The sequence below is a fragment of the Sorangium sp. So ce327 genome (assembly GCF_051530205.1).
GTDB classification, from domain to species: domain Bacteria; phylum Myxococcota_A; class Polyangia; order Polyangiales; family Polyangiaceae; genus Sorangium; species Sorangium cellulosum_B.
Genome location: NZ_CP150330.1, coordinates 12,138,337 through 12,160,974 on the forward strand (window position 1 = coordinate 12,138,337; position 22,638 = coordinate 12,160,974).

The 22,638-nt window shown below is 72.6% G+C and carries 13 protein-coding genes; 6 read left to right on the forward strand and 7 right to left on the reverse strand.

The features are described 5' to 3' along the window. Window positions 1–243 precede the first annotated feature (243 nt). Window positions 244–5,913, forward strand: a complete 5,670-nt coding sequence (locus WME95_RS45510) for an nSTAND1 domain-containing NTPase (protein WP_437905449.1) — start codon at window positions 244–246, stop codon at window positions 5,911–5,913. 7 nt (window positions 5,914–5,920) lie between these two features. On the opposite strand, the gene ycaC is transcribed toward WME95_RS45510, so the two are convergent. The 7 genes from ycaC to WME95_RS45545 all read right to left on the reverse strand — a co-directional run bounded on the left by ycaC (window position 5,921) and on the right by WME95_RS45545 (window position 14,797). After that, window positions 5,921–6,544 carry an isochorismate family cysteine hydrolase YcaC gene (gene ycaC, locus WME95_RS45515; RefSeq protein ID WP_437905450.1) on the reverse strand — a complete coding sequence of 208 codons (624 nt, stop codon included), beginning with the start codon at window positions 6,542–6,544 and terminating at the stop codon, window positions 5,921–5,923. 75 nt (window positions 6,545–6,619) lie between these two features. Beyond that, entirely contained in the window at window positions 6,620–7,546 is a 927-nt protein-coding gene (locus WME95_RS45520) for a pirin family protein (RefSeq protein WP_437905451.1), read from the reverse strand. Window positions 7,547–7,644: 98 nt separating this feature from the next. Beyond that, the gene (locus tag WME95_RS45525; RefSeq protein ID WP_437905452.1) at window positions 7,645–8,565 is read right to left on the reverse strand and encodes a LysR family transcriptional regulator; all 921 of its coding nucleotides are present in this window, start codon (window positions 8,563–8,565) and stop codon (window positions 7,645–7,647) included. A gap of 55 nt (window positions 8,566–8,620) precedes the next feature. Beyond that, a complete protein-coding gene (locus tag WME95_RS45530) occupies window positions 8,621–11,029 on the reverse strand; it encodes a glycosyltransferase (protein ID WP_437905453.1) in 2,409 nt (802 codons plus the stop codon). Between the two features lie 195 nt (window positions 11,030–11,224). Further along, a complete protein-coding gene (locus WME95_RS45535; protein WP_437905454.1) occupies window positions 11,225–12,172 on the reverse strand; it encodes a glycosyltransferase family protein in 948 nt (315 codons plus the stop codon). 29 nt (window positions 12,173–12,201) lie between these two features. Continuing rightward, window positions 12,202–13,167: a hypothetical protein gene (locus tag WME95_RS45540; RefSeq protein ID WP_437905455.1), complete on the reverse strand. Its 966-nt coding sequence runs from the start codon at window positions 13,165–13,167 to the stop codon at window positions 12,202–12,204. A 157-nt stretch (window positions 13,168–13,324) separates the two neighbouring features. Beyond that, window positions 13,325–14,797, reverse strand: a complete 1,473-nt coding sequence (locus tag WME95_RS45545; protein WP_437905456.1) for a hypothetical protein — start codon at window positions 14,795–14,797, stop codon at window positions 13,325–13,327. Window positions 14,798–15,006: 209 nt separating this feature from the next. Between WME95_RS45545 and WME95_RS45550 the strand changes: the two genes are divergently transcribed. From WME95_RS45550 to WME95_RS45570, 5 genes are read left to right on the forward strand one after another with little or no spacing between them, the layout of a single operon-like run. After that, on the forward strand, window positions 15,007–17,184 hold the full coding sequence (locus tag WME95_RS45550) for a type VI secretion system Vgr family protein (RefSeq protein WP_437905457.1): 2,178 nt from the start codon (window positions 15,007–15,009) through the stop codon (window positions 17,182–17,184). A gap of 43 nt (window positions 17,185–17,227) precedes the next feature. Next, complete coding sequence (locus tag WME95_RS45555) at window positions 17,228–18,457, forward strand: TIGR02270 family protein (RefSeq protein ID WP_437905458.1); 1,230 nt, start codon at window positions 17,228–17,230, stop codon at window positions 18,455–18,457. After that, a complete protein-coding gene (locus WME95_RS45560; RefSeq protein WP_437905459.1) occupies window positions 18,454–20,550 on the forward strand; it encodes a DUF2169 family type VI secretion system accessory protein in 2,097 nt (698 codons plus the stop codon). The genes WME95_RS45555 and WME95_RS45560 overlap by 4 nt, the downstream gene beginning before the upstream one ends. Before the next feature lie 2 nt (window positions 20,551–20,552). Then, on the forward strand, window positions 20,553–21,572 hold the full coding sequence (locus tag WME95_RS45565) for a DUF2169 family type VI secretion system accessory protein (RefSeq protein ID WP_437547193.1): 1,020 nt from the start codon (window positions 20,553–20,555) through the stop codon (window positions 21,570–21,572). Then, complete coding sequence (locus tag WME95_RS45570; RefSeq protein WP_437905460.1) at window positions 21,569–22,630, forward strand: hypothetical protein; 1,062 nt, start codon at window positions 21,569–21,571, stop codon at window positions 22,628–22,630. Before WME95_RS45565 ends, WME95_RS45570 begins: the two co-directional genes overlap by 4 nt. Window positions 22,631–22,638 lie beyond the last annotated feature (8 nt).

Genomic DNA, 22,638 nt, shown 5'->3' on the forward strand with positions numbered 1-22,638 from the left:
GGGACGCCGCGCGCGGGCCGTGCGCGGCGCTCGTGGCAGCCCGGTTCACGGGCGGCGCCTCGACGTTGGACGGTGGGCCGGGATTACCCCATGGACGGCGCAGAACCTGAGCGCCCGGGCATCGGGCCGGCCACCTCATCGAGCTCATTCAGCGGGCTCGGCCGTTCGGATCGCCGCGTGGCTCGGGTGATGCGGACGTTGGCCCGACGCTGGCGCGCGACGACAGCGACCGGAGAGGCTCGAATGAACCGGGAACTTCTCGCTCCTAGGACCGTGTTGCAGGACCGCTACGAGCTCGTTGCTTTGCTCCGGGAGACCAGCCTCGTCGTGACGTACAAAGGGCGGCAGATCGACGGCGGGCGGCCGATCGTCCTCAAGCTCGTTCGCCTGGTCCCGTACGGAGGCTCCGCCGACATGGCGCGTCGCTACGGCACGCGCTTCTTGCGGGAGATGCACGTCTGCGCGCGCCTCCAGCATCCCAGCATCGCTCGGCCCATCGACTTCGGGCGGGCGGACGAAGGGCACCTGTACGCCGTCTTCGAGTTTGTGCCCGGGCGGAGCCTGGCCGAGCTGTTATCGGAGCGAGGCGCGCTCGATCCCCCGGAGGCGCGGCGGCTGATGCTCCGGGTCCTCGGCGCGCTCGACTGCGCGCACAGGCAGGGCATCGTTCACGGGGATCTTCGGCCGCCCCACGTGATGATGGTGTCCGCGGGGGCGCCGGGTGACGCGCTCGTGCTCGACTTCGGCTTCGGGGCGGTCGCAGCGAGCGCGCGCGCGGCCAATGACAGCGCGCTCGCCCGGAGCAGCGAGGAGCTCCGGGGCTGGCAGGATTACGCGGCTCCAGAGCAACTCCGAGGTTCCCCGCCGACGGGGCGCTCGGACCTGTACGCCTGGGGCATCGTGTTCCTCGAGTGTCTTACCGGCCGGCGCAGCACCCCCGGCGGCTCGTCAGGTACAGGGATTGTTCTGCGGGACGGCCGCGAGCTGGCGCGGTTTCCCGATGCATTGCTCGACCACCCGCTCGGCGGGATCCTGAGGCGCGCGACGGTCGAGGACGTGGCAAGGCGAGAGGTCACGGCCGACGGGCTCTTGCGCGAGCTCGACACCTGCGAAGTGGACGGGCTGCGCAGGGAAGACCTGATCGACTCAGGCGCGCCGAGCGGCGCGGGGGCGAGGGGAGAGGAGGGCCGAGGCGTCCAGCAGCAGGGCAATCCAGGCGTCGGGCCTCCGGAGCCGCAGCAAGAGGGGCGCTCGATCTCGGCTGAATTTTCCATCGAAGATCCAGCGCACACCTTCCTGGTTACCCGCACCGCGCTCGTCGACCCGATGCCCGACGATCCAGCGCTTGGCGCCTCGACCGGTCCCCTGAAGGCCACGGAGGCGACGGTGGAGTCCATCGTGGATGCGGCGCCCGTGGCCGTCGGCAGCAGGATCAAGCATTATGAAATCATCCGCAAGCTGGGGCAGGGTGGCATGGGCGTCGTGTTCCTCGCTCGCGACACCAGGCTCGGCCGCCTGGTCGCGATCAAGCTACTTCTCAAGCTCAGCGGGGGCGGGATCAAGCGATTTCTCGCCGAGGCGCGGGCCACGGCGCGCTGCCGGCACGAGGGCATCGTGGTCATCCACGAGGTGGATGAGATCCTGGGATATCCCTACCTCGTGCTGGAGTACGTCAATGGACCCACCCTGCGCGAGTGGATGAAGCAACGCCGGCACCCCGGCGCGCCCGATCTGTCCGGCGTCCACACGTCTCTCGCTCCAATGCCGCCTGCTGGCGTGGCCGAGCTCACGATTCCTGTTGTTCGCGCGCTGGTCTGTGCGCACGAGCTCGGGATCGTGCACCGCGATCTCAAGCCCGAGAACATCCTCCTGGACGACACCGGATGCATCAAGGTGCTGGATTTCGGCATCGCCAAGCAGATCGAGCCCAGGGCCGTGGCGATGATCACAGAGGAGCAGGCGGCGCTGACCCGACGCGTACGTCAGCCGCGGAAGACCTCGATCCTCGGTACGCCTCAGTACATGTCACCCGAGCAGCTCCTGGGTAAGGACGTCGATCATCGCACCGACCTCTGGGCCGTGGGCATCATCCTGCACGAGCTCCTCACGGGAAAGCACCCGCTGGACCCATTTTCGCTCGCGCAGCTCGCGGGCATCGTGGACTTCGATGTTCCCATGCCCACCGTGAGAGAGAGCCACCCGGAGATGGGCGCGCTGATCGACCATTGCTTGAAGAAGCGCAGGAGCGAGCGGATCGGCTCGGCAAAGGAGCTGCTCGCCGAGCTGGAGGCGCTCCTGCCGAGCCGAAGGGCGCTCGCGCTCGGTGAGAACGAGAGCCCGTTCGCCGGCCTGTTCGCCTTCCAGGAGGCGGACGCCGCGCGCTTCTTCGGCCGCGATCGCGATATCACGGCGATGATGGCGCGCCTGGGCCATCAGCAGCTCTTGGCTGTCGCCGGGCCCTCCGGCGCTGGCAAATCGTCATTCGTGCGCGCGGGCGTGATTCCTGCCTTGAAGCGCTCCGGGGACAGCTGGGAAGCGTTCATCTTGCGGCCAGGCCGCCGCCCGCTGTCCGCGCTCACCGACGTGCTCGTACAGGCCGCCGACACGGCGAGCGCCACGGACGAGCCCGAGCTCGATCACGATCGGCTTTCCGTCACGATGTGCAGCCAGCCAGGCTATCTGGGCGCGGCGCTGCGCGCGCGCTGTCGCCGCGAGGGGCGGGAGCATCGCGTCCTGCTCTTCGTCGATCAATTCGAGGAGCTCTACACGCTCGGCGCCGCGCCCGAGGACCGGGCCGCGTTCGTCGCCTGTCTGGAAGGCGCCGCCGACGATGCCTCGTCGCCCGTGCGCGTCCTGCTCGCGATCCGCTCGGACTTCCTCGATCGCATGGCCGAGGACCGCCAGTTCATCAAGGACTTGACCCGCGGGCTCTGGTTCCTTCCACCGATGGGGCGCGAGGGGCTGCGTGACGCCTTGACGCGGCCGCTCGAGGCCGCCGGGTATCGCTTCGAGAAGGTGGAGATGGTCGAGGACATGCTCCGCTCGCTGGAGAGCACGCCGAGCCCTTTGCCGCTCTTGCAGTTTGCAGCCACGAAGCTGTGGGAAGCGCGGGATCACGGGCGCCGGCTTCTGACGCAGGAGAGCTACCATCAGCTCGGTGGCGTGCCTGGTGCCCTGTCCGCCCATGCGGATGCGGTGTTCTCGGCGCTGCCGGTGCGCGAGCAGCGGCTGGCTCGGGCGGTGTTCTTGCGCCTGGTCACGCCCGAGCGCACGCGCGCGCTGGTGAGCCTCGACGAGCTCTGCGAGCTCGTGCAGGACAGCGAAGGCAATGCCTCCAAGGCGATCGCGGCGGTGGTCCAGCACCTGGCCGACGCGCGGCTCCTGCTCATCGAGACCGGCGGGGAGCGCGAGGGCACGACCGTGGAGCTGGTCCACGAATCCTTGATCGACCGATGGGGGAAGCTCGGGCAGTGGCTCGCCGATAGCCAGCAAGACGCACGGATGCTGGCCCGGTTGCGGGCCGCGGCCGATCAGTGGGAGACGAGCGGGCAAGCGGAGGGGCTTCTCTGGCGTGGTCGTGCGGCGGAGGACGCCCGAGCGTGGTACGAGCGGCGCCGCGCTGCGCAGGGCGCCGACTGGCGCATCGGGATCGGCAAGCGGGAAGAGCGATATCTCCTGGCCGTCGTGGCGCTCTGCGAGGGCGCGCGCCGCCTGCGCTGGCGGCTCGCGACGGGCGCGCTCACGGCGCTCGCCGCGATCGCGGTCATGATCTCGTACCTGGCCGTTCGCGCCGAGCAGCAGGCCACGCGCGCCGATCAGGAAGCGGAGCGTGCGCGGGCCGAGGCGCTCCAGGCGCGCAACGCCACCCGGATGGCCACAGCACGTGAGCTGCAGGCCGATCCCACGAGCGTGCTCGCGATCGTGCGCGAGCTCGAGCCGCCCGACATGCCGCGAGAGTGGGCCGTGCTCGCACACTGGGCGTTACACAGCCGGATCGCTCGCGTGGTGCTCATCCATGCAGATGCGGTCCTGTTCGCGGGCTTCAGCCCCGACGGCCGGCGCATCGTCACGGGGTCTTATGACAGGAACGTGCGTGTGTGGAACGCCGACGGTTCGGGCGAGCCGCTGGTCCTTCGCGGTCACGAAGATCCGGTCCTGTCGGCCGCGTTCAGCCCTGATGGCACGCGTATCGCCACCGGCTCGCAGGACAGGACTGCCCGTGTGTGGAACGCCGACGGCTCGGGCGAGCCGCTGGTCCTTCGCGGTCACGAGGATCGGGTCTATTCGGCCGCGTTCAGCCCCGATGGCAAGCGCATCGTCACCGGGTCATGGGACAAGACGGCGCGTGTGTGGAACGCTGACGGCTCTGGCGAGCCGCTGGTCCTTCGCGGTCACGAGGGTTGGGTCTATTCGGCCGCGTTCAGCCCCGATGGCAAGCGCATCGTCACCGGCTCGCAGGACAGGACCGTGCGTGTGTGGAACGCTGACGGCTCTGGCGAGCCGCTGGTCCTTCGCGGTCACGAGGATCGGGTCTATTCGGCTGCGTTCAGCCCCGATGGCAAGCGCGTCGTCACCGGGTCATGGGACAAGACGGCGCGTGTGTGGAACGCTGACGGCTCTGGCGAGCCGCTGGTCCTTCGCGGTCACGAGAATTGGGTCCAGTCGGTGGCGTTCAGCCCCGACGGCAAGCGCATCGTCACCGGGTCATGGGACAAGACCGCTCGGGTCTGGAACTCCGACGGCTCCGGCGATCCGATCATCCTTGGCGGCCACGAGGATTGCGTCGTTTCGGCGGTGTTCGATGGTGACGGCAAGCGCGTTGTCACCGGGTCGCAGGACAAGACGGCGCGGGTGTGGAACACCGACGGCTCGGACGATCCCCTGGTCCTTCGTGGCCACAGGGCGCTGGTCTGGGGGGTGGCGTTCAGCCCTGACGGCAAGCGCATCGTCTCCGCGTCCGAGGACAAGACCATGCGCGTGTGGAACGCCGACGGCTCGGGCGAGCCCCTGGTTCTTCGTGCTCATCAAGGTGGGGTCTATTCTGCGGCGTTCAGCCCTGACGGCACGCGCATTGTCGCCGCGTCGGACGACGCGACCGCGCGGGTGTGGAACGCCGATGGAACGGGCGAGCCCCTGGTTCTTCGCGGTCACGAGGGTTGGGTTTATTCTGCGGCGTTCAGCCCCGATGGCGAGCGCGTCGTCACCGGGTCGCAGGACAAGACGGCGCGGGTGTGGAACGCCGATGGAACGGGCGAGCCCCTGGTCCTTCGTGGTCACGAGGATCGGATCTACTCGGTGGCGTTCAGCCCCGATGGCAAGCGCGTCGTCACCGGGTCGCAGGACAAGACGGCGCGGGTATGGAACGCCGATGGAACAGGTGAGCCCTTGGTCCTTCGTGGTCACGAGGATCGGGTGTACTCGGTGGCGTTCAGCTCCGATGGCAAGCGAATCGTCACCGGCTCATGGGACAAGACAGCGCGGGTGTGGAACGCCGACGGAACAGGCGAGCCCTTGGTCCTCCGTGGTCACAAACACTGGATCATGGCGGCGGCGTTCAGCCCCGATGGCAAGCGCATCGTCACCGGGGCGCAGGACCAGACCATTCGGGTGTGGAACGCCGACGGAGCAGGCGAGCCCCTCATCCTTCGCGGCGCCAATTCTGCGATCAACTCCGTGGCGTTCAGCGCTGATGGCAAGCGCATCGTCAGCGCGTCCGACGATGCGGCCGTACGCGTGTGGACCGATCTCGAGCCGCTCCGTGGCGTCGATGATCCCAAGCTGTGGACGGCGACCACCTATTGCATGCCCATCGAGGCGAGGACCGAGCTCCTTCGAATGCCCGAAGCCATGGCGCGCGCAGGTCGGGAAGCTTGCCTGCGTCACGTCGAGGAGACACGCGCGGCTGCCCTGTGATCCGCCGTCACTTCTTCGTCAGCGCGTTGTAGCTGGTGATGAGGTTGCGGTAGTCGGGGATGTGGTTCGAGAACAGCGTCGCCAGTCCCTCGACGTCGTTGCGCCAGTCGCGGTGCAGCTCGCAGGCGACGCCGAACCACGTCATGAGCTGCGCGCCGGCTTGCGACATGCGATCCCAGGCGGAGTGCCGGGTGATCTCGTTGAAGGTCCCGGACGCGTCCGTGACGACGAAGACCTGAAAACCCTCCTCGATCGCCGACAGCGCGGGGAAGGCCACGCAGACCTCGGTCACGACGCCCGCGATGATGAGCTGCTGCTTGCCCGTGGCCTTGACGGCTTTGACGAAGTCCTCGTTGTCCCACGCGTTGATGTTGCCGGGGCGCGCGATGTACGGCGCGTCCGGGAACTGCTCCTTCAGCTCCGGCATGAGCGGGCCATTGGGGCCGGACTCGAAGCTGGTCGTGAGGATCGTCGGCAGCTTGAAGTACCTCGCGAGATCGGAGAGCGCGAGCACATTGTTCTTGAACGTGTCCGGCTGGATGTCGCGCACGAGCGACAAAAGTCCCGCCTGATGATCGACCAGCAACACGGCGGCGTTGTTCTTGTCGAGTCGAACGTACGGCTTGGTCATGGGCTGTCTCCTCTTCTCTTTCTCTCGTCGTGGGTGATGCGTCTGTGTGGCTCGACGCCCGAGCAGGGACGTCGTTCAGTCGTCCAGGTGGCCGAACTTGCCGCTCGCGAAGTCGGCGAACGCCTGCTGGATCTCTTGCGCGCTGTTCATGACGAACGGGCCGTACTGGACGATGGGCTCGTCGATGGGCTCGCCGCTCAGGACGAGCAGGTGGGCCTCCGATCCGGCCTCGATGAGCAAGCGCTCGCCGGCGTTCTCGAACACCGCGAGGTCGTGCGCCGCGGCATGCGCTCCATTGACCGCAATGTCGCCTTTCATGACGAGCAGGCCCAGGTTATGGCGCGCCGGGAAGGCGAGCTCGACCCTGCCTCGCGCGTTCAAGCGGACGTCGAAGAGTTCGATCTTCGTGAAGGTCTGCGCGGGGCCCTTCACGCCCTGGTATTCGCCTGCGACGACCCGCACGGAGCCCGCGTTCTCGGGGAGCGTCACGATGCCCATCCGATCGCTGGCGATGCTCTGATACCGAGGCGGCGACATCTTGTGCGCCTTCGGCAGATTCACCCAGAGCTGCGCCATCTGGAACGGACCGCCGCGGCGCGCGTAGCTCTCTTCGTGGTACTCCTTGTGAAGGACCCCGGACGCCGCCGTCATCCATTGCACGTCGCCCGGACCGATCACGCCGCCGCCGCCCGCGCTGTCGTGGTGCGCGACGCTGCCTTGCCAGGCGAGCGTGACCGTCTCGAAGCCTCGGTGGGGGTGCACGCCGACGCCCCGCGGCCTCGCCGTCGGCGCGTACTCGTACGTCGGGTGATAATCCAGCAGCAGAAACGGGTTCAGCTTTTGCGCGGCCTCCGGAATCGCCGAGAAGAACCCCGCGACCCGGAAGCCGTCGCCCACCCAGTGCAGGCCAGGGGCCCGGTAGATTCCCTCGATCGTTCGGAGCTCGGACCGCGCTGCTCGGGTGGCGTTCGTCCGCGTCTGCATCGTATTCGTGGTCGTCATGGTTGCGTTCTCCTGACACCAGGAGGAATAGACATGCCGAGTCCGTAGAACAATGCGCAATAGCTGGAAGAACTGTTCCGAAATATGGAACAATTCTGTCACATGCGGGCGGCCACGCTCGGCGTGGTGGACAGCACGAGGCGCTCGCGGAGCAGGTCGAGGAACGCTACCACCTTCGGCGAGAGGTGCCGTGTGCTCGGATAGAGCGCGAACACGGGCACCTCGGGCGCCGACCAGGACGGGAGCACCGGCATGAGCCGCCCCGCGGCGAGGTCTTCCGCGCACAGGTACTCTGGCAAGAGGGCGACGCCGAAACCGGCGCGAGCGACCGAGCGAAGCATCTCGTAGTCGTTGACGACGAGCCGCGGGTGAACCGTGATCTCGGCGATCTTGGGCCCCGACCTGAGCTCCCAGGAGCTTCCCTCCGGTGCGAACACGATGCACGGGTGGTCCGCGAGCTCGGCAATGTCGTTCGGCTCGCCGAGCGCCTTTTTGACCTCGGGCGCAGCGACCAGACGGCGCCGCACGGCTCCGAGACGCCGGGCGACGAGGCTCGTGTCCGGCGTGGTGCCGGCCCGCAGCGCGAGGTCGAAGCGCTCCTCGACGACGTCGACCTTGCGGTCGGTGCAAACCAGGTCGACCTGGACATCGGGGAAGAGACGCAGGTATTCGGCGAAGATCGGCCCGAGGACGGAGAACGCGAGCGGGGCCGTCACCCGCATGAGCCCCCGGGGCGTCGACTGGAGCTGCGAGACCGCGAGCTCCGCCTCCTCGAGCGCGGCGACGATGCGAACGCAGTGCTCGTAGTAGACGCGACCGACGTCCGTGAGGCTCAAGGTCCGCGTGGTCCGCTGGAGCAGCCGCGCGCCGACGCGCGACTCGAGATCGGAGATCTTCCGGCTCACGGTCGACTTCGGCATCCCGACGGCGGTCGCCGCCGCCGTGAAGCTGCCTCCCTGAACTACCCTCGTGAAGAGGACGATCTCGTCGAGAGCGACGCTGGGCAGGCGAGGGTCCATGGATGGGACAATCTACGCAAGATGCGCGGATTGTGCCAAGGCAGCGCGGGGAGGCTCACACGCCGACGCGCTCGACGCGCACCTGCACCTCGGCGGCCGCCAGCGCCGCGTCGCCGCCCGCCGTCCCTGCGCCGCGCTCCACCGAGCCGCCCGCGATCTCCGCGATGAGCAGCGGCCCCGTCGCCTTCACGATGCGGCGGGCCTGGTCCAGCACGCGCGCCCTCTCTTCGTCCGTCGCGCCGGCGAGGACACCGCTGAGGATGACACCGCAGGCGCGGTTCGCCGGCAGCGCGGCGAGCCCGGCGACGGTCGCAACGCGGGCCGCCAGGCCGCACACCTGCGCCACGTCGCGCGCGAGCAGCTCGGCCGCCTCGCCGGCCACGACGACGCCGCCGTACAGGCCGCGCAAGGCGGGGGCGGCGACCGCCCTCACGCCGCGCACGAGCCGCGCGCGCGCCTCGATCGCGTCGGGCGAGCAGTCCGGCAGGCGCTCCGCCGCTGCCGCGTCCGGGGCAGCCGCCATGACGGCCGGCGAGAGCGCCGCCCGGATCGCGGCGAGCCGCGCCCGCCACCACCGAGCGCCATGCCCGATCTCCCGGGCGCGGCGCTCGCGCTCTTCCCGCCCTCGATGGACGTGGACATGAAACGCCTCCGTGGCGGCCTTCTGCGGCTGGCGCAGGGCGCGAACGCTCGTGAGCAGGCGCATCTCGATGAGGTCCGCGCGGCGCACGCCCTCCAGCCGATCGACGAAGGCTCCCTTCTCGGCGCCGCCGCCGATGAACCACTCGTCGAAGCCGCCGAGCGCATCGACGAGGCCTCGCCAGACGATGGGCAGCCCGTCGCGCACATCGCACAGCGGCTCGGAGCCCGGGGCGCCGGGGCGGGGCCGATCGCCGTCGGCGCCGGGCACGCCGCGGTCGAGCGGCGTGGCCGAGAGGAGCGAGGCGAGCCCCTCGACCGCACCCGAGGCCGCCCAGGCGGCCGAGCGCTCGATCCACGCGGCCGGCGGCAATGCGACGCGGGCCAGCGCCGGCGTGAACACGGCCGGCACGCCGCGCGCGAGCGCCGCGTCGTGCTCCGAGAGCGCATGCTCGACCGCCTCGGGCGGGAGCAGGACATCGGCGTCCAGAAACCAGATCAACGGCGCCCGGGCGGCACGGAAGCCCGCGTTCCTGGCATGGCTGCAGTGCGGGAACTGCCCGCGCGGGCGCGGGCTGTCGACGATCTCGACCCGGAAGGGGTGAGAGCCCGGCTCCGCCGCGGCGCGGATGGCGCCGCCCGGGTCGCCGCCGTCGCACACCACCACGACCTCGAAGGACGACGGGGCGGCGGTCTGCGCGCGCAGCGCGAGCACGGCGCGCCGCAGGAGGGGCGCGGTCGACGCCTGGCACGGGATCACCAGGGCGATGCGCGGCGGAGCGGCGCTCGTCGCGCGAGCCTCCGCAGCCGGGCCGGGCGCGCCGGCCGCATCGCCCGCGGCGCCGCCTCCGACGGCCGCGTCGCCCGCGGACGCGCCGCTTCTGCCCGCAACCGCCGCGGATCCGCCCCTCAGCGCCGGCCGCTCGCCGAGCACCTCCCACAAGCTCGCGAGGCACCGCTCGCGCTCGCTCAGGTACGCGTCCCGCGCCGCTTCCTGGATGCGCCGGAGATCCGCCTCGGTGAACGCCATGCAGCGCTCGACCGCATCGCGCACGTCCTCCGGCGCCACCGCGTGGGTGCGCACGAGGCCCTGCGCGCCGTGCGCCGCGGCCGGCATGCGCAGCGCACAGCCGTCGATCTCGCTCATCGCCTCGGTGTCGGGCACGAGGACGGCGGCGCCGACCGACAGGCCCTCATGGAGCGCGTGGCCCCAGCCCTCGTACCGAGACGGACAGAGGTGGAATCGAGACGCGTTCTGATAGAAGCGAAGCCGCCGCTCGTCGACGCGCCCCGCGAACTCGACGTTCCGCGGCCTGAGCGGCCAGCCGAGCGAGGACACGACCGTCAGCGGATACGGGATGCGGTGGCGCTCCCAGGCCAGAAGCACGGAGTCCGTGCCCTTCGCGTCGGAGCCGCCGGGGACGTGCAGGAAGCGCCGCGCTCGAGGCACGGCCGGGTCCCAGCGGTCCTCCGAGAAGAAGCCGACGTGGCGGGTCCGCGGCGTGAGCGGGGCGAAGTGCGACAGCGCGTCCCGGGTCTTGCACAGGACGAGCTCGAAATCGTCGAGCGCGGACCGGGCCTCCGGCCGCCACCACTCGGCGTTCGGGATCAGCCAGCGGCGCGGCGCGCCCTCGGCGAGGCGCGGCTCGTAGACCTCGAGGAAGATGACGAGATCGGCGCCCCCCACGCCTTCGGGACGCTGGAAGTGAACCCCGGTGACCCGGTGACCCCAGCTCTCCAGGAGGCTGCCGAGAAGACGGTAGTCGCGCTCGAGCCCCTTGCCGTTGTCGATGTTGGTGACGATGTGGATCCGCATCTGGGGCATCCCCTCGAATCTCGGGAGAATTCACAGGGAGGCGGGGAGGCGGGGAGTATGATTCATCAATCTCCCCGTCTCCCCGCCTCCCTGTTTAATTTCTCGCTAATAATGCGAACAAAGTGAGGGGATCGGTCATGATCCGCATCTCAGCCCGATACGCCCTGCCAGGCCGGCGCCGCGAGGGCCCTCCACCAGCCAGGGTCACACCCAGCCCCTCAGCCCCGCGTGGTGCTCGCCGAGGATGCCGAGCATCTGGCGCATGCGGTGCACATACGTGAAGCTCGCCTTGACGCGCGCGTGCCCGGCCCGCCGGATCGCCTCGCGCTCGTCGTCGTGCTTCACATAATAGTCGATGAGGCGCCGCAAGGCCGCGAAATCGCCGAACGGATAGTAGACCACGTGCTCGCGGTCGCGGAGCTCCTCCTCCAGGCCGAAGATGTAGGGGTGGATCATGAATCCTCCCCGGCCGAGCGTCTCGTAGATGCGATCGGACCAGTAATGCGGGTGATCGAAGCCGACACACAGGCTGTCGCCCACGACGATCTTCGAGGAGGCGTACAGGCGGTTGAGGGCGTCGCCGCGCACGCAGCTCTCCGGTGAGCCGTGCTTCACGAAGCGGCGGCCGTACGTCTGCGACAGGAAATCGACGAGGCGCCTCCGATAAGGCCACTCCGGGTGGTAATCGTACGAGCCCACGAAGCAGACGTCGGCCGCGACGCCGGGGTCGACCTCCGCGAGATAACACTCGGCGCCGTACACGCCGGGCTTGAGGTAATGGTGGCGTATCCCCTGCGCCCGGAAGAACGCCTCGCTCCCGCCGTCGGGCGTGAACACGTGCTGCGTGCGCCAGAAAGGGTCGAGCCGGAGATCGCGGCCGCGCGAGAGGCCGGCGTACAGGTCGAGGTGGTACGAGGCCGTCGGGATGGGCAGCTGGGTGATCCAGCGCAGCGCGTCGCCGCGCAAACCCCAGGTGCGGGTGTAGAGCAGCAGATCGACGTCGCGCGCCATGCCGTCGAGCTCGCCCAGGGTGAACGCGTTCTCCTGGGCCTGGACGACCTCGACGCCGAGCGCTCGCAGGCTCTCGCCGACGTGGTTCTCGGTCGAGAACGACGGGCCGAAATTGCCGATGTACAGGATGCGACGGCGCATGGGCGAGGGGGCCACGACGGCGGCGCCCGTCAGGGCAGCGGCCACGTGGCCACGAGCGCGCGCGCGTCGGGCGTGCGCGCCTTCGAGAGCACCGCGAGCGTCACGGTGCGATCCGTGACCAGCACGCACGGCGCCGAGAACGTCGCTGGATCGGCGCCGCCAGCGTCGACGGGGAGCACGCGGAACGCGGCGCCCGGGGCCGGCCGGTGCGCGACGAGGAGATGGGCGGCGGAGGTCGCGACGATCACGAGCCCGCCGCCCGCGCGGTCGGCGTCGATCTCGAAGACGCGGCGGTCGCCGAACGGCGCGTCCTCGGCGCCGGCAGCGCCGTACGCCGCGTCGCGGGCCGAGACGCGCACGGTGCCGGGCAGCGCGCCGCCGCGCGAGGCGCCGGGGGCGACGCGCTTGCACACCGCGGTCGGGCCCGGCGACCCGGCGAGGACCACGACATCGATGCACTCGCCGATCGGGTGGTCCACCGAGCCGCCGCCGGCCGCCGCGGCCTCCAGCACGACGGCCGTCGCGTTGTCGACAACGGCGGACACGGCGCCGGGGGAGGGCGCGGGGAGCGAGCCGGCGCCCGCGCCGCGCACGAACCGAGGCCCGCTGAAGCTCGCGAACGGCCGGTGCGCCGTGAGCGAGGTACGGACACCGGAGGCGCCGTCGAGCCGGACCAGCGCGTTCACCGCGCCGCCCGCGACCTCCACCACGAACGACAGCGCGCCGCCGTCCGCCGCGCCGTCCGCCGCCGCAGCGTCCCAGCGGGGCAGCGCGGGCAAGAGCTGCGGGATCGTGGCGACGGCGCCCGACGGACCGCGGCCCGCGAGCGGCAAGGCCCAGATGTCCGTGCGATGCGGCGGGGCCGCGCTGTGCGTCGACGACGCGAGCAGCACCGGCGCCCCGTCGAGCGCGACGAGGCGCAAGGCGTCCGCGAGCGGGGCGTCGGGCAGCGCGGCGGGAGAGAGCGCGAGAGACGGAGGGGGCGTTTCGTTCATGGGCGCAGATCCGGGGGCGGGGCGACACGCGGCGGCGGCGAGACAGACGAGGAGCGCGGGCGCGGGAGGCCCGCGGCGCGGCCTCCTGGGGACGCTGGTCGAGCGGGGCGCGGCGGTCGAGCGGGGCGAGGGCATGCCGGTCGACCTCCGCGCCGCGCTAGATGCGGGCGTTCGTGCGCATGTTCCACAGCTGCACGAGGGCCTGCGGGTTCGACGATTTCGGATAGCCGGCGAGCGCGGCCGCGAACAGCCCGTCGATCGCGCCGGTCTCCCACGTGGCCGCGTCGGCGAACGGCCCGCCGCCGTACGAGGGGTCGTAGAGCTGGCCGCCGTGCACGACGATGAAATGGTTGAAGAACGCGGGCGGGGGCTCGGGGTTCCGCTGGCCGGGGATCCCCGGCAGGTTGACGACGTCGGTCCACATGCGGTGGGTCCACGGGGCGGGCTGCGTGGCCGCGTTCCACTGCCAGTTCTTCACGAGGAACCCTTGTGATCCCGAGGTCCACGCCGGCACCGTGACGACGACCACCACCTTGTCGGCGCTGGTGATGCCGTGGACCTTGAGCATGTCGATGAAGAACTCGGCCCACGAGCCGCACTGCCCGCTGCCGTCGGCGCTCGCGAGGAGCAGGCGGGTGTTCGTGCAGGTGGTCGTGTTCGGGTTCCAGTACGTGAGGCCCACCCCGTCGCGCTTGCGCGTGAGCGCCCGCGTCGCGAAGGGCGCGAAGCTCTGCGACACGACGCGCCCCTCGGTCGTCTCGCCCTGGGCCGCGCGGCACGAGATGTCCACGAGCGTCCAGTGGACCGTGCCGGCCGGCGCGCCGAGCACCGCGTAGACGAGGTGCGCCGTCGTGCCCGCGCCGACCCAGCCGGTGCCGGCGGCGTTCGCCTCCCACGCGATCGTCAGCGGATCGTAGCAGGCGACGACGTCCGGCAGCGGCGCGCTGCTCGTCATCGAGGGCGTGGAGACGTCGACCGACCCGGGCGACACGCTGACCGTGCACGTCCATTCGAGCGTCACGCCGCCGGCCACGGCGCGGCCGCGCAGCTGCACGGACTCGGTCCCGGTGGGCGGCCGGAGCACGCGCAGCACCACGGCGAGCGGGACACGCGCGCCGCGGACGTAGCAGACCGGCGATTGATCCGCCGCCTGCCGGGTGCTCAGCCACTCGGGGGAGGCGAAGTTCCCGAGCGAGTCCCGCTCGACCGCGTGGTTCGCCGTGAAATCGACCTGGATCACGCCGACCAGCGCGTGGACGATGGCGGGCGCCTTCGGCGACGGCTGCACCGGCGGCGGCACCTCGAGCGGCCTGCGCGCCTCGGGGGCGCGCGGCGGCGGGCCGCGGAAGGCGAGGAGGCACCCCGTCCGGAGCAGCTCGGCGACGCGCTCGCGGAGCAGGTCGAGCTCGCGCGCCGCGTCGAGCGACACGATGCCGGCGCCCGCGGCGCACAGCTCGCTCAGCAGATCGACGCGCTCGCGGTCCGGCTCCTCCGAAGGGAACCACGCGGGCACCTCGAGGGCGGCCAGGTGCGGCTCGATCGGCTCCGCGCCCTCGGGCAGGACCGCGCCGGCTGCGCGGACGAAGCCGACGTCTCCGTACGCATCGACGACCTGCCAGACGTTGCCCATGAATCCGCGCGATCCGCTGTCCGCTGTTCCCCCGGCGCCCGATCTGACTAGGCCCGCCCTCGCCGTGCGTCAACCGTTCGTCAAGCCGCGCGCCGGCATGTGCGCCGGCATATCGACGACGTCGGCGCGCGTGAATGTGCCCACCCGGCCGGCGAGCGATGGTAGGCTCGACGGCTCGGGCTCCGGGACGTGCGAGGGCGAGGCGACCGATGGCGGACGGTGCGATCGAGTTTGATTTCGCTGTGGAAGGCGCGACCGATCCGTGGCGCGTCGCGCGGATCGAGGGCCATGAGGGCATATCGCGGCTGTTCCACTTCCGCGTGACCCTCGCGTCGACGGACGCCGCGCTGGCGTTCGACGGGCTGGTCGGGCAAACGTGCCTGCTCACGATCCGGACCGACGTGTCGACTCGGTACATCCACGGCATCGTCGCGCGCTTCGAGCAGCACGAGGAGGGGCGCGCGGTCACCACGTACCTGGCGACGGTCGTCCCGCGGGCGTGGCGCCTGCAGCACCGGCACGACTACCGCATCTTCCAGGAGGCGACGGCGCCGGAGATCATCGACAAGGTGCTCCGCGCGGCGGGCCTGACCTCGGAAGATTTCCGCGTCTCGACGGCGATGACCCACGATCGGCGGGAGTACAGCGTGCAGTACGCCGAGACCGACTGGGCGTTCATCAGCCGCCTGATGGAAGAGACAGGCATGTTCTGCTTCTTCGAGCACAAGGCCGACAACCACGTGCTCGTCTTCGGCGACGCGCCGTTCGTCCACGAGCCCATCGACGGATCGAGCGTCGTGCCGTACCGGGCCGTCGGCGGGGCGCTCGCCGCGCGCGAGGCCATCTCCCGCTTCTCGATGGCCGAGGAGGTCCGGCCCGGCAAGGTCACCGTCCGCGACTACAACTTCCAGAAGCCCAGCCTGAGCCTCGAGGGGGAGGCGGAGGCCGACCGCGACACCGATCTCGAGGTGTACGTGTATGCCACCGAGCACGATCTGCCCGAGGAAGGCACGCAGCTCGCGAAGCTCCGGCTCGAGCAGCTCCAGCTCGTGCGCCGCACCGCGGAGGGGCAGGGGAGCGTGATCCGGTTCATGCCCGGGGCCACCTTCACGCTCGAGGACCACGGCCGCGAGAGCTTCAACCGCGGATACCTGATCACGCGCGTCGACCATTTCGGCTCGCGGGCCGTCGGGGGAGAGTCGCAGGAGACCGTCGTCGGGTACTCCAATCGATTCCAGTGCATCCCGGACGACGTGCCCTACCGCACGCCCGTGCAGACGCCCAAGCCGACGCCCCGCGGCATCCAGACGGCGATCGTCGTGGGCCCGGCGGGCGAGGAGATCCACACGGACATCTATGGCCGGGTGAAGGTGCAGTTCCACTGGGACCGGCAGGGGCGCCGCAACGAGCACAGCTCGTGCTGGATGCGGGTGAGCCAGATCTGGGCGGGCGCCGCGTGGGGCTCGATGTACATCCCGCGCATCGGCCACGAGGTCGTCATCGACTTCCTCGAGGGCGACCCGGATCGCCCGCTGATCGTCGGGCGCGTCTACCACGGCGCGAACGTGCCGCCCTACGCGCTGCCGGCCGAGAAGACGAAGAGCACCATCAAGTCGGACACCTCGCCGGGCGGCGGCGGCTCGAACGAGCTCAGGTTCGAGGACAGGAGAGGCGCGGAGGAGATCTACCTGCACGCGCAGAAGGACTGGAACATCGAGGTCGAGAACGACAAGACCCAGTCCGTCGGCCACGACGAGCGCCTGACCGTCGGCCACGACCGGAAGAAGCGCATCGACAACAGCCAGTGGGAGTCGATCGGCGCCTTCAAGACCACCGAGGTCGGCGAGGATCACAACGAGAAGATCGGCGCGAACCGCACGCTCGGCGTCGTCCAGAGCGAGAGCGTGGACATCGGCGAGGACGCGAGCCTGAAGATCGGGCAGGGCCGGAAGACCGATGTCGGGAAGGACGACATCGAGTCGGTGGGCGGCAAGCGCGAGCTCTCGGTGGGCGGCGAGGAGACCGTCAAGGTGGGTGATCGCGCGACGCTGGAGATCGGCTCGAAGCGCAACACCACCGTGGGCAGCGACGACTCGCTGTCGGTCGGCGGCACCGAGACCCGGAACATCGACGTGGACGCGACCGAGTCCGTCGGCGCGAAGAAGACCGTCAAGGTCGGCGAGAAGTTCACGCTGGAGTGCGGGAGCGGCAAGATCATCGTCGACAGCTCCGGCAAGATCACGGTCGAGGGGTCGGACATCACCGTGAAGGGCTCGGGCACCGTCAAGGTCGAGGGCGCCAAGGTCGAGGTGAAGAGCGACGGCGACGTGAGCGTCAAGGCGGGCTCGAACATCAAGCTCTCGGGGAGCGGGGTCGACATCAACTGAGCGGCGTCGCGCAGGATCGGAGCCGAGGCGGATGGTTCACGAGGTGGTGGCTGATCACGCGGAGATGGCGTCGTTCCTCTGGGAGCTCCGCGAGATGGCCGTGAGGTCGCACCACTACACGCTGGCCGATCTCGCGGAGCTCGAGGAGCGCGTCGAGGCCCACCTCGATGGGCTCCGGATCGCGGGGGAGCCCGGCTGGGAGCTGACGCTGGCCGCCCTCTCGACGAAGGATCCAGGCGCGTTCTTCGCGGCGGCCATCGCCGCGGTCGAGGCGCGCGACTACCCCGGCTTCGCGGCCGTGCTCGACGCGACGGAGGAGGCGGACGAGCCCGCCGCCGGCGTCGCGGGCGCGCTCGCGTGGGCGTCGCCGGCCGACGCGTTCGCGATCGTGGCGCCGATGCTGTCGGGGGCGCAGCCGCCGGCGCTGCGCCGCCTGGCGCTGGCCGCGTGCGTGGCGCACCGCCGCGATCCCGGGCAATTCCTTGGCTACGCGCTCTGCGACGGCGACGCGGCGGTCCGCGCGCTGGCCTTCCGCGCGGCCGGCGCGCTGGGCCGCGCCGATCTGGCGGGCGAGCTCCGCGGGGCGTGGGGCTCGGACGACGAGGCCGAGCGGTTCTGGTCGGCGTGGGCCGGCGCGCTGCTCGGGGCGCGCGGCGCGGACGAGGCGCTGTGGAGCGTCGCCGGGCGGAGCGGCGCGTTCGCCGAGGAGGCGGCCGACTGCGCCGCCCGCGTGAGCCCGCCGGGCGAGGCCCGCCGCCGGATCGAGGCGCTGATGCGGTCGCCCGGGCTCGGGCGGGTCTGCCTCGTCGCGGCGGGGGCGCTGGGCGATCCGGCGCTGCTGCCGTGGGTGCTCGACCGGCTTACCGTCGCGCCGCTCGCGCGGCTCGCCGGCGAGGCGCTCTCGCGCATCACCGGCGCGCCGATCGAGGGGGCGCTGCGCGGGGCCCCGGCGCCCGGCTTCGACGCGGGGCCGAGCGACGATCCGCGCGACACGAGCGTGAAGATGGATCCGGACACGCAGCTGCCGTGGCCGCACGGGGCGAACGCGCGGGCGCTCTGGGCGGCGCACCGCGGGCGCTTCGCGCCGGGGGTGCGCCACGTGGACGGCCGCCCGCTGGACGAGGGGGGGCTCGATCGCGTGCTCCGGCTCGGCGGCCAGCGGCGCCGCGCTGGCGCTGCGTTCGAGCGGGCGGCGCGCGCGCCCGGCCGCCCGCTGTTCGACGTGGCCGCGCGGGTCGAGCGGCAGAGGGCCGCGCTCGGGGCCTCGCCGTGAGGGCGCCGCCCGCGCCGCGCGCCCTCGGGCACGCCGCGGCCGCGGTGCGCCCCTTCCGCTCCCGGGGGCGGGTGATGCTCGCGGTGGTCGTCAAGGCGACCTTCCAGCTCGAGCACAAGCGCGCCATGTCGCCGCTCCCGCCCGCGCCGATCGTCGCGGCGGACGTGCGCGCGGCGCGCGCCGCGGCCGACCCGCGCGCCGCCATCTCGGCGGCCGCGGAGATGGCCCCGTTCCTCCCGCGCGCGGACATCCTCCTCGGCGGCCACGCCTGGGCCCGCGGGCGGAGCCCGGCGCCGCTCGTCCCCGTCCGCCTGCGCGTCGGCCTCGAAGCGGCCGTCCTCCTCGACAAGGCCCTGCACGTCTACGGCGACCGCGGCGGCAACGGCCGCGGCGCCCCGCAGCCGTTCCTCGCCATGCCGCTCGGCTACGAGCGCGCCCTGGGCGGGGCGGCCGACCCCGACAACCCGGCCGGCGTCGATCCGCGCGCCGGCCGCGCGCCCAACATCATCGATCCCCGGCAACCGACGCGCGCCGCCGGCCTCGGGCCGATCGCGGCGCACTGGCCCGCGCGGCAGCGCCGGCTGGGCAACGCCGATCCGCGCGGCGTGCAGGCCCCGTGGCCCGTGATCCCGGACGGCTTCGACTGGGCGTACTTCCAGGCGGCGCCGGCCGATCAGCAGACGCCGTACCTCCGGGGGAAGGAGTGGATCCTGATCGAGGGGATGCACCCGGATCTCGACCGCATCGAGGCCTGGTTGCCGGGGCCCGTCGCCGAGGCGCGGGTCGCGTTCGGGGGGGCGGCGCAGCCGCAGGCGTTGCCGCTGGTCGCCGACATGCTCGTGATCGACGCCGATCGCTGGCTTTGCTCGCTCGTGTGGCGCGCCAGCGCGCTCTTGCCGGGCGAGGAGGCCCTCGCCAGCGTCCGGGTCACGGCCAGGGTCGCGCTCCCGGGCGAGGAGGTGCCGTGGGACGTCGCGGCAGCGCCGCCGGTCCGCGCGGAGCGGGCGCAGGCGGCGCCGCAGCGGGCGCAGGCGGCGGCGAGCCTGCAACGGGCGGGGCGCGCGGCGGAGCATCCGCTGGCGGGGACGGTGGCGCTCGATCCGGAGGAGGCGCCGGCGGCGGCGAGCCCGCAGCGGGCGGGGCGCGGGGCGGCGGAGAATCCGCTGGCCGGGACCGTGGCGATCGATCCGGACGAAGGGCAGCCGAACCCCGCCTTGCCGTTCCGGTCGCCCGCGGCCTCCGCGGGAGGAGCGCGCCTCGAGAGATCTGGCACGGCGGAGATGCCCGCCGCGGCGGGGACACCGCCCGCGGAGCCGCGGCGCGGCGGCCTGCCCTTCATGGCGCCGGCGGCGGCGGGCGCAGCTTCCGGGGTGCTGCCGTTCGCGCCCGCCACCCCGCCTTCCCCGGGCGCCCGCGATGGCGCGGCGGCGTGGGCGCTGCCGTTCGCCGCCCCCGCCGCGGCGTCGCCTGCGGCACCGGTCCGAGCGCCTGCGGCGTCCGGCGTGCTGCCGTTCGCCGCCCCCGCCGCGGCGTCGCCTGCGGCGCCGGTCCGAGCGCCTGCGGCATCCGGGGTGCTGCCGTTCGTCTCGCCGGCGGCAGCGTCTGGCGCGCTGCCGTTCGCGCCGGCGCCAGCGCCGTCCGCGCCCGTCCCCGCTGCTCCCCAGGCGCCGTCCGTGCCCCCTCCCGCGCCGTCCGCGCCGGAGCGCTCCTCGCCGTGGGTGTCGGGCGCGGCGCCCCACGCCGCCTCCGAGCCGCGCTCGCCGTGGGTGTCGGGCGCGGCCGCGGCCCCGGCGCCCGTCGCCTCGCCGCCGCCCGTCGCGCCGTCGTACGCGCTCGCCCAGCCGCGCATCGCGCCGTCGTACGCCCTGGGATCGCCGCCCGCCGCCCCACCCTGGCCCGCCGCGGCGGCCTCCGCAGCCGCCCCCGCGCGGCGCCCCGCGCGCCCGCGCCGGCAGCGCCTCACCCCGGACGCGCGCCCCTCGTCGGAGCCGCTCATCCCGCCGCGCAAGCGCCGCCCGGCGAAGGTCGCGGCCGACGGCCTCGGCGCCTCGTTCCTCCGCGCGGTGCCCGACGCCGCGCCCACGCCCACCTGAACATGGACCTCCGCAACCGAACCCCCTTCGTCGCCGAGCGCATCGTCCACGTCGACGCCGCCGGCGCCGAGGTGCTCGTCGTCCTCGTCAAGGCGACGCTCGCCATCCACGCCGGCGGCCGCCTCGCGCCCGCGGCCGAGCAGGTGCCGCTCCAGCACGCCGACGCCTTCCACGGCGAGCCGGGCCTCTCGAGCGTGCGCTACGAGAGCGACCTCGCGCCGCACAAGGTCGGCACGGACGTCGTGGTCCTCGGCCACGCGTACCCTCCCGGCCGCCGCGACGCCGAGGTCCAGGTCTCCGTGCGCGTCGGCCCGATCCGCACGACCCTCGCCGTCTTCGGCGACCGCACCTGGGCGCGCCCAGCGTCCCCCGCGCCCTTCGAGCGGATGCCGCTCGTGTACGAGCGCGCGTTCGGCGGGCGCGACGAGTCCGCCGAGTCCCCCGCCGACCACGAGGTCGAGCCGCGCAACCCCGTCGGGCGCGGGTTCCGGGCGCGCCGCTCGCTCGTCGACCTCGCGCAGCTCGCCATGCCGAACCTCGAAGATCCCAGGAAGCCGCTCCGCTCGCCGGACGATCGCCCCGAGCCCGTCGGCCTCGGCTTCATCGGGCGCAGCTGGCAGCCGCGCCTGCGTTACGCCGCCACGGCGCCCGACCCCGCGTCGCCGCCCCCCGCCGGGTCGCCGCCTCCCGCCCCGTCGCCGTTCCTGCCTGCCGCCTTCGACCCTCGCTACCACCAGGGCGCGCACCCGCGCCTCGTGGCCACGCCGCACCTGCGCGGCGGCGAGCCGGTCGAGCTCGTGCACCTGAGCCCCCTCGGCCCGCAGCGCTTCTCGCTGCCCCCCGCGGCGCCTCGGGCCGTGGTCCTGATCGACTCCGAGCGCCGCCCGCTCCCGCTGGTCCTCGACACCGTGGTCCTCGAGCCCGACGACCTCCGCGCCGTGCTCGTGTACCGGGGCGCCATGCCCGTCGGTCGCGATCTCTTCCGCGTGCGCCGCATCGAGGTGGAGCCCGCGCCCGCATGAGCACCGGAGCCGTCATCACCGCCGCCGGCATGGTCACCGCCCTCGGCGACACCGCCGCGTCCACCACCGCCGCGGTCCGCGCCCGCCTCACGCGCTTCCGCGAGTGGCCGAGCTACCCGTGCCTGCCCGCCGACCCGCCCCGCCCGGAGGAGCCCTTCTCCGTGGTCGCGGCGTACACCGATCTCCCCCGCGCGCTCGACCTCCCGGTCCGCTTGCTCGCGCTGGCGCTCCAGGACCTCGCCACCTCCGGCGACCTCGCGCGCGCCGACCTGGAGGACGCCTCGTTCTTCCTCGCGCGCCCCTCGCCCGGCCCCGCCGCGCACCACCACGAGCTGCGCGACGCCTTCCGGGAGCGGGTCGCCGACGCCGCCGGGGTCGACGCCGTGACCCGCGGCCTCCTCGCCCCCGACGGGCACGCGGCGATGCTCCTCGGCCTGGCCCACGCGGCGCGCGCCGTCGAGGCGGACCCCGGCACGCCCTGGATCGTGGCCGGCGCCGACGCCCTGGTCGACGTGGGGCTGCTCGAGGCGCTCGACCGCGCGCGCCGCCTCAAGAGCCGCCGCAACCTCGACGGGTTCATCCCGGGCGAGGCCGCGGCCGCGCTGCTCGTCGAGCACCGCCGCCGCGCCGAGGCGCGCGGCGCCACCATCCTGGCCGAGATCGAGGGCTCGGGCGCCGGCGAGGAGCAGAGCCTCATCGAGAGCGGCGATCCCCCCTCGGGCGAGGCCCTCGCCGCGGCGCTCGCCGCCGCGTGCGCCGCGGGCGGCCCGCCCGCGTGGGTCCTCTGCGATCTCAACGGCGAGAGCTACCGGGCCAAGGAGTGGGGGCTCGCGCGCGTCCGCGCGCCCGCGCTCCTCGGGGGCGTCCGGGCGCTGTGGCACCCCGCCGACGGCTACGGCGACGTCGGCGCCGCGACCGGCGGGTGCCTCGCGGCCGCGTGCGTGCGATCGTTCGAGCGCGGCGCGTCCCCCGAGGCGCGCGCCGCGCTCTTCGCGGGCTCCGGCGACGGGACGCGCGCCGCCGTGTGCCTCGTCTCGGCTGCAGCGAAGAGGGCGTGAAGGAGGAG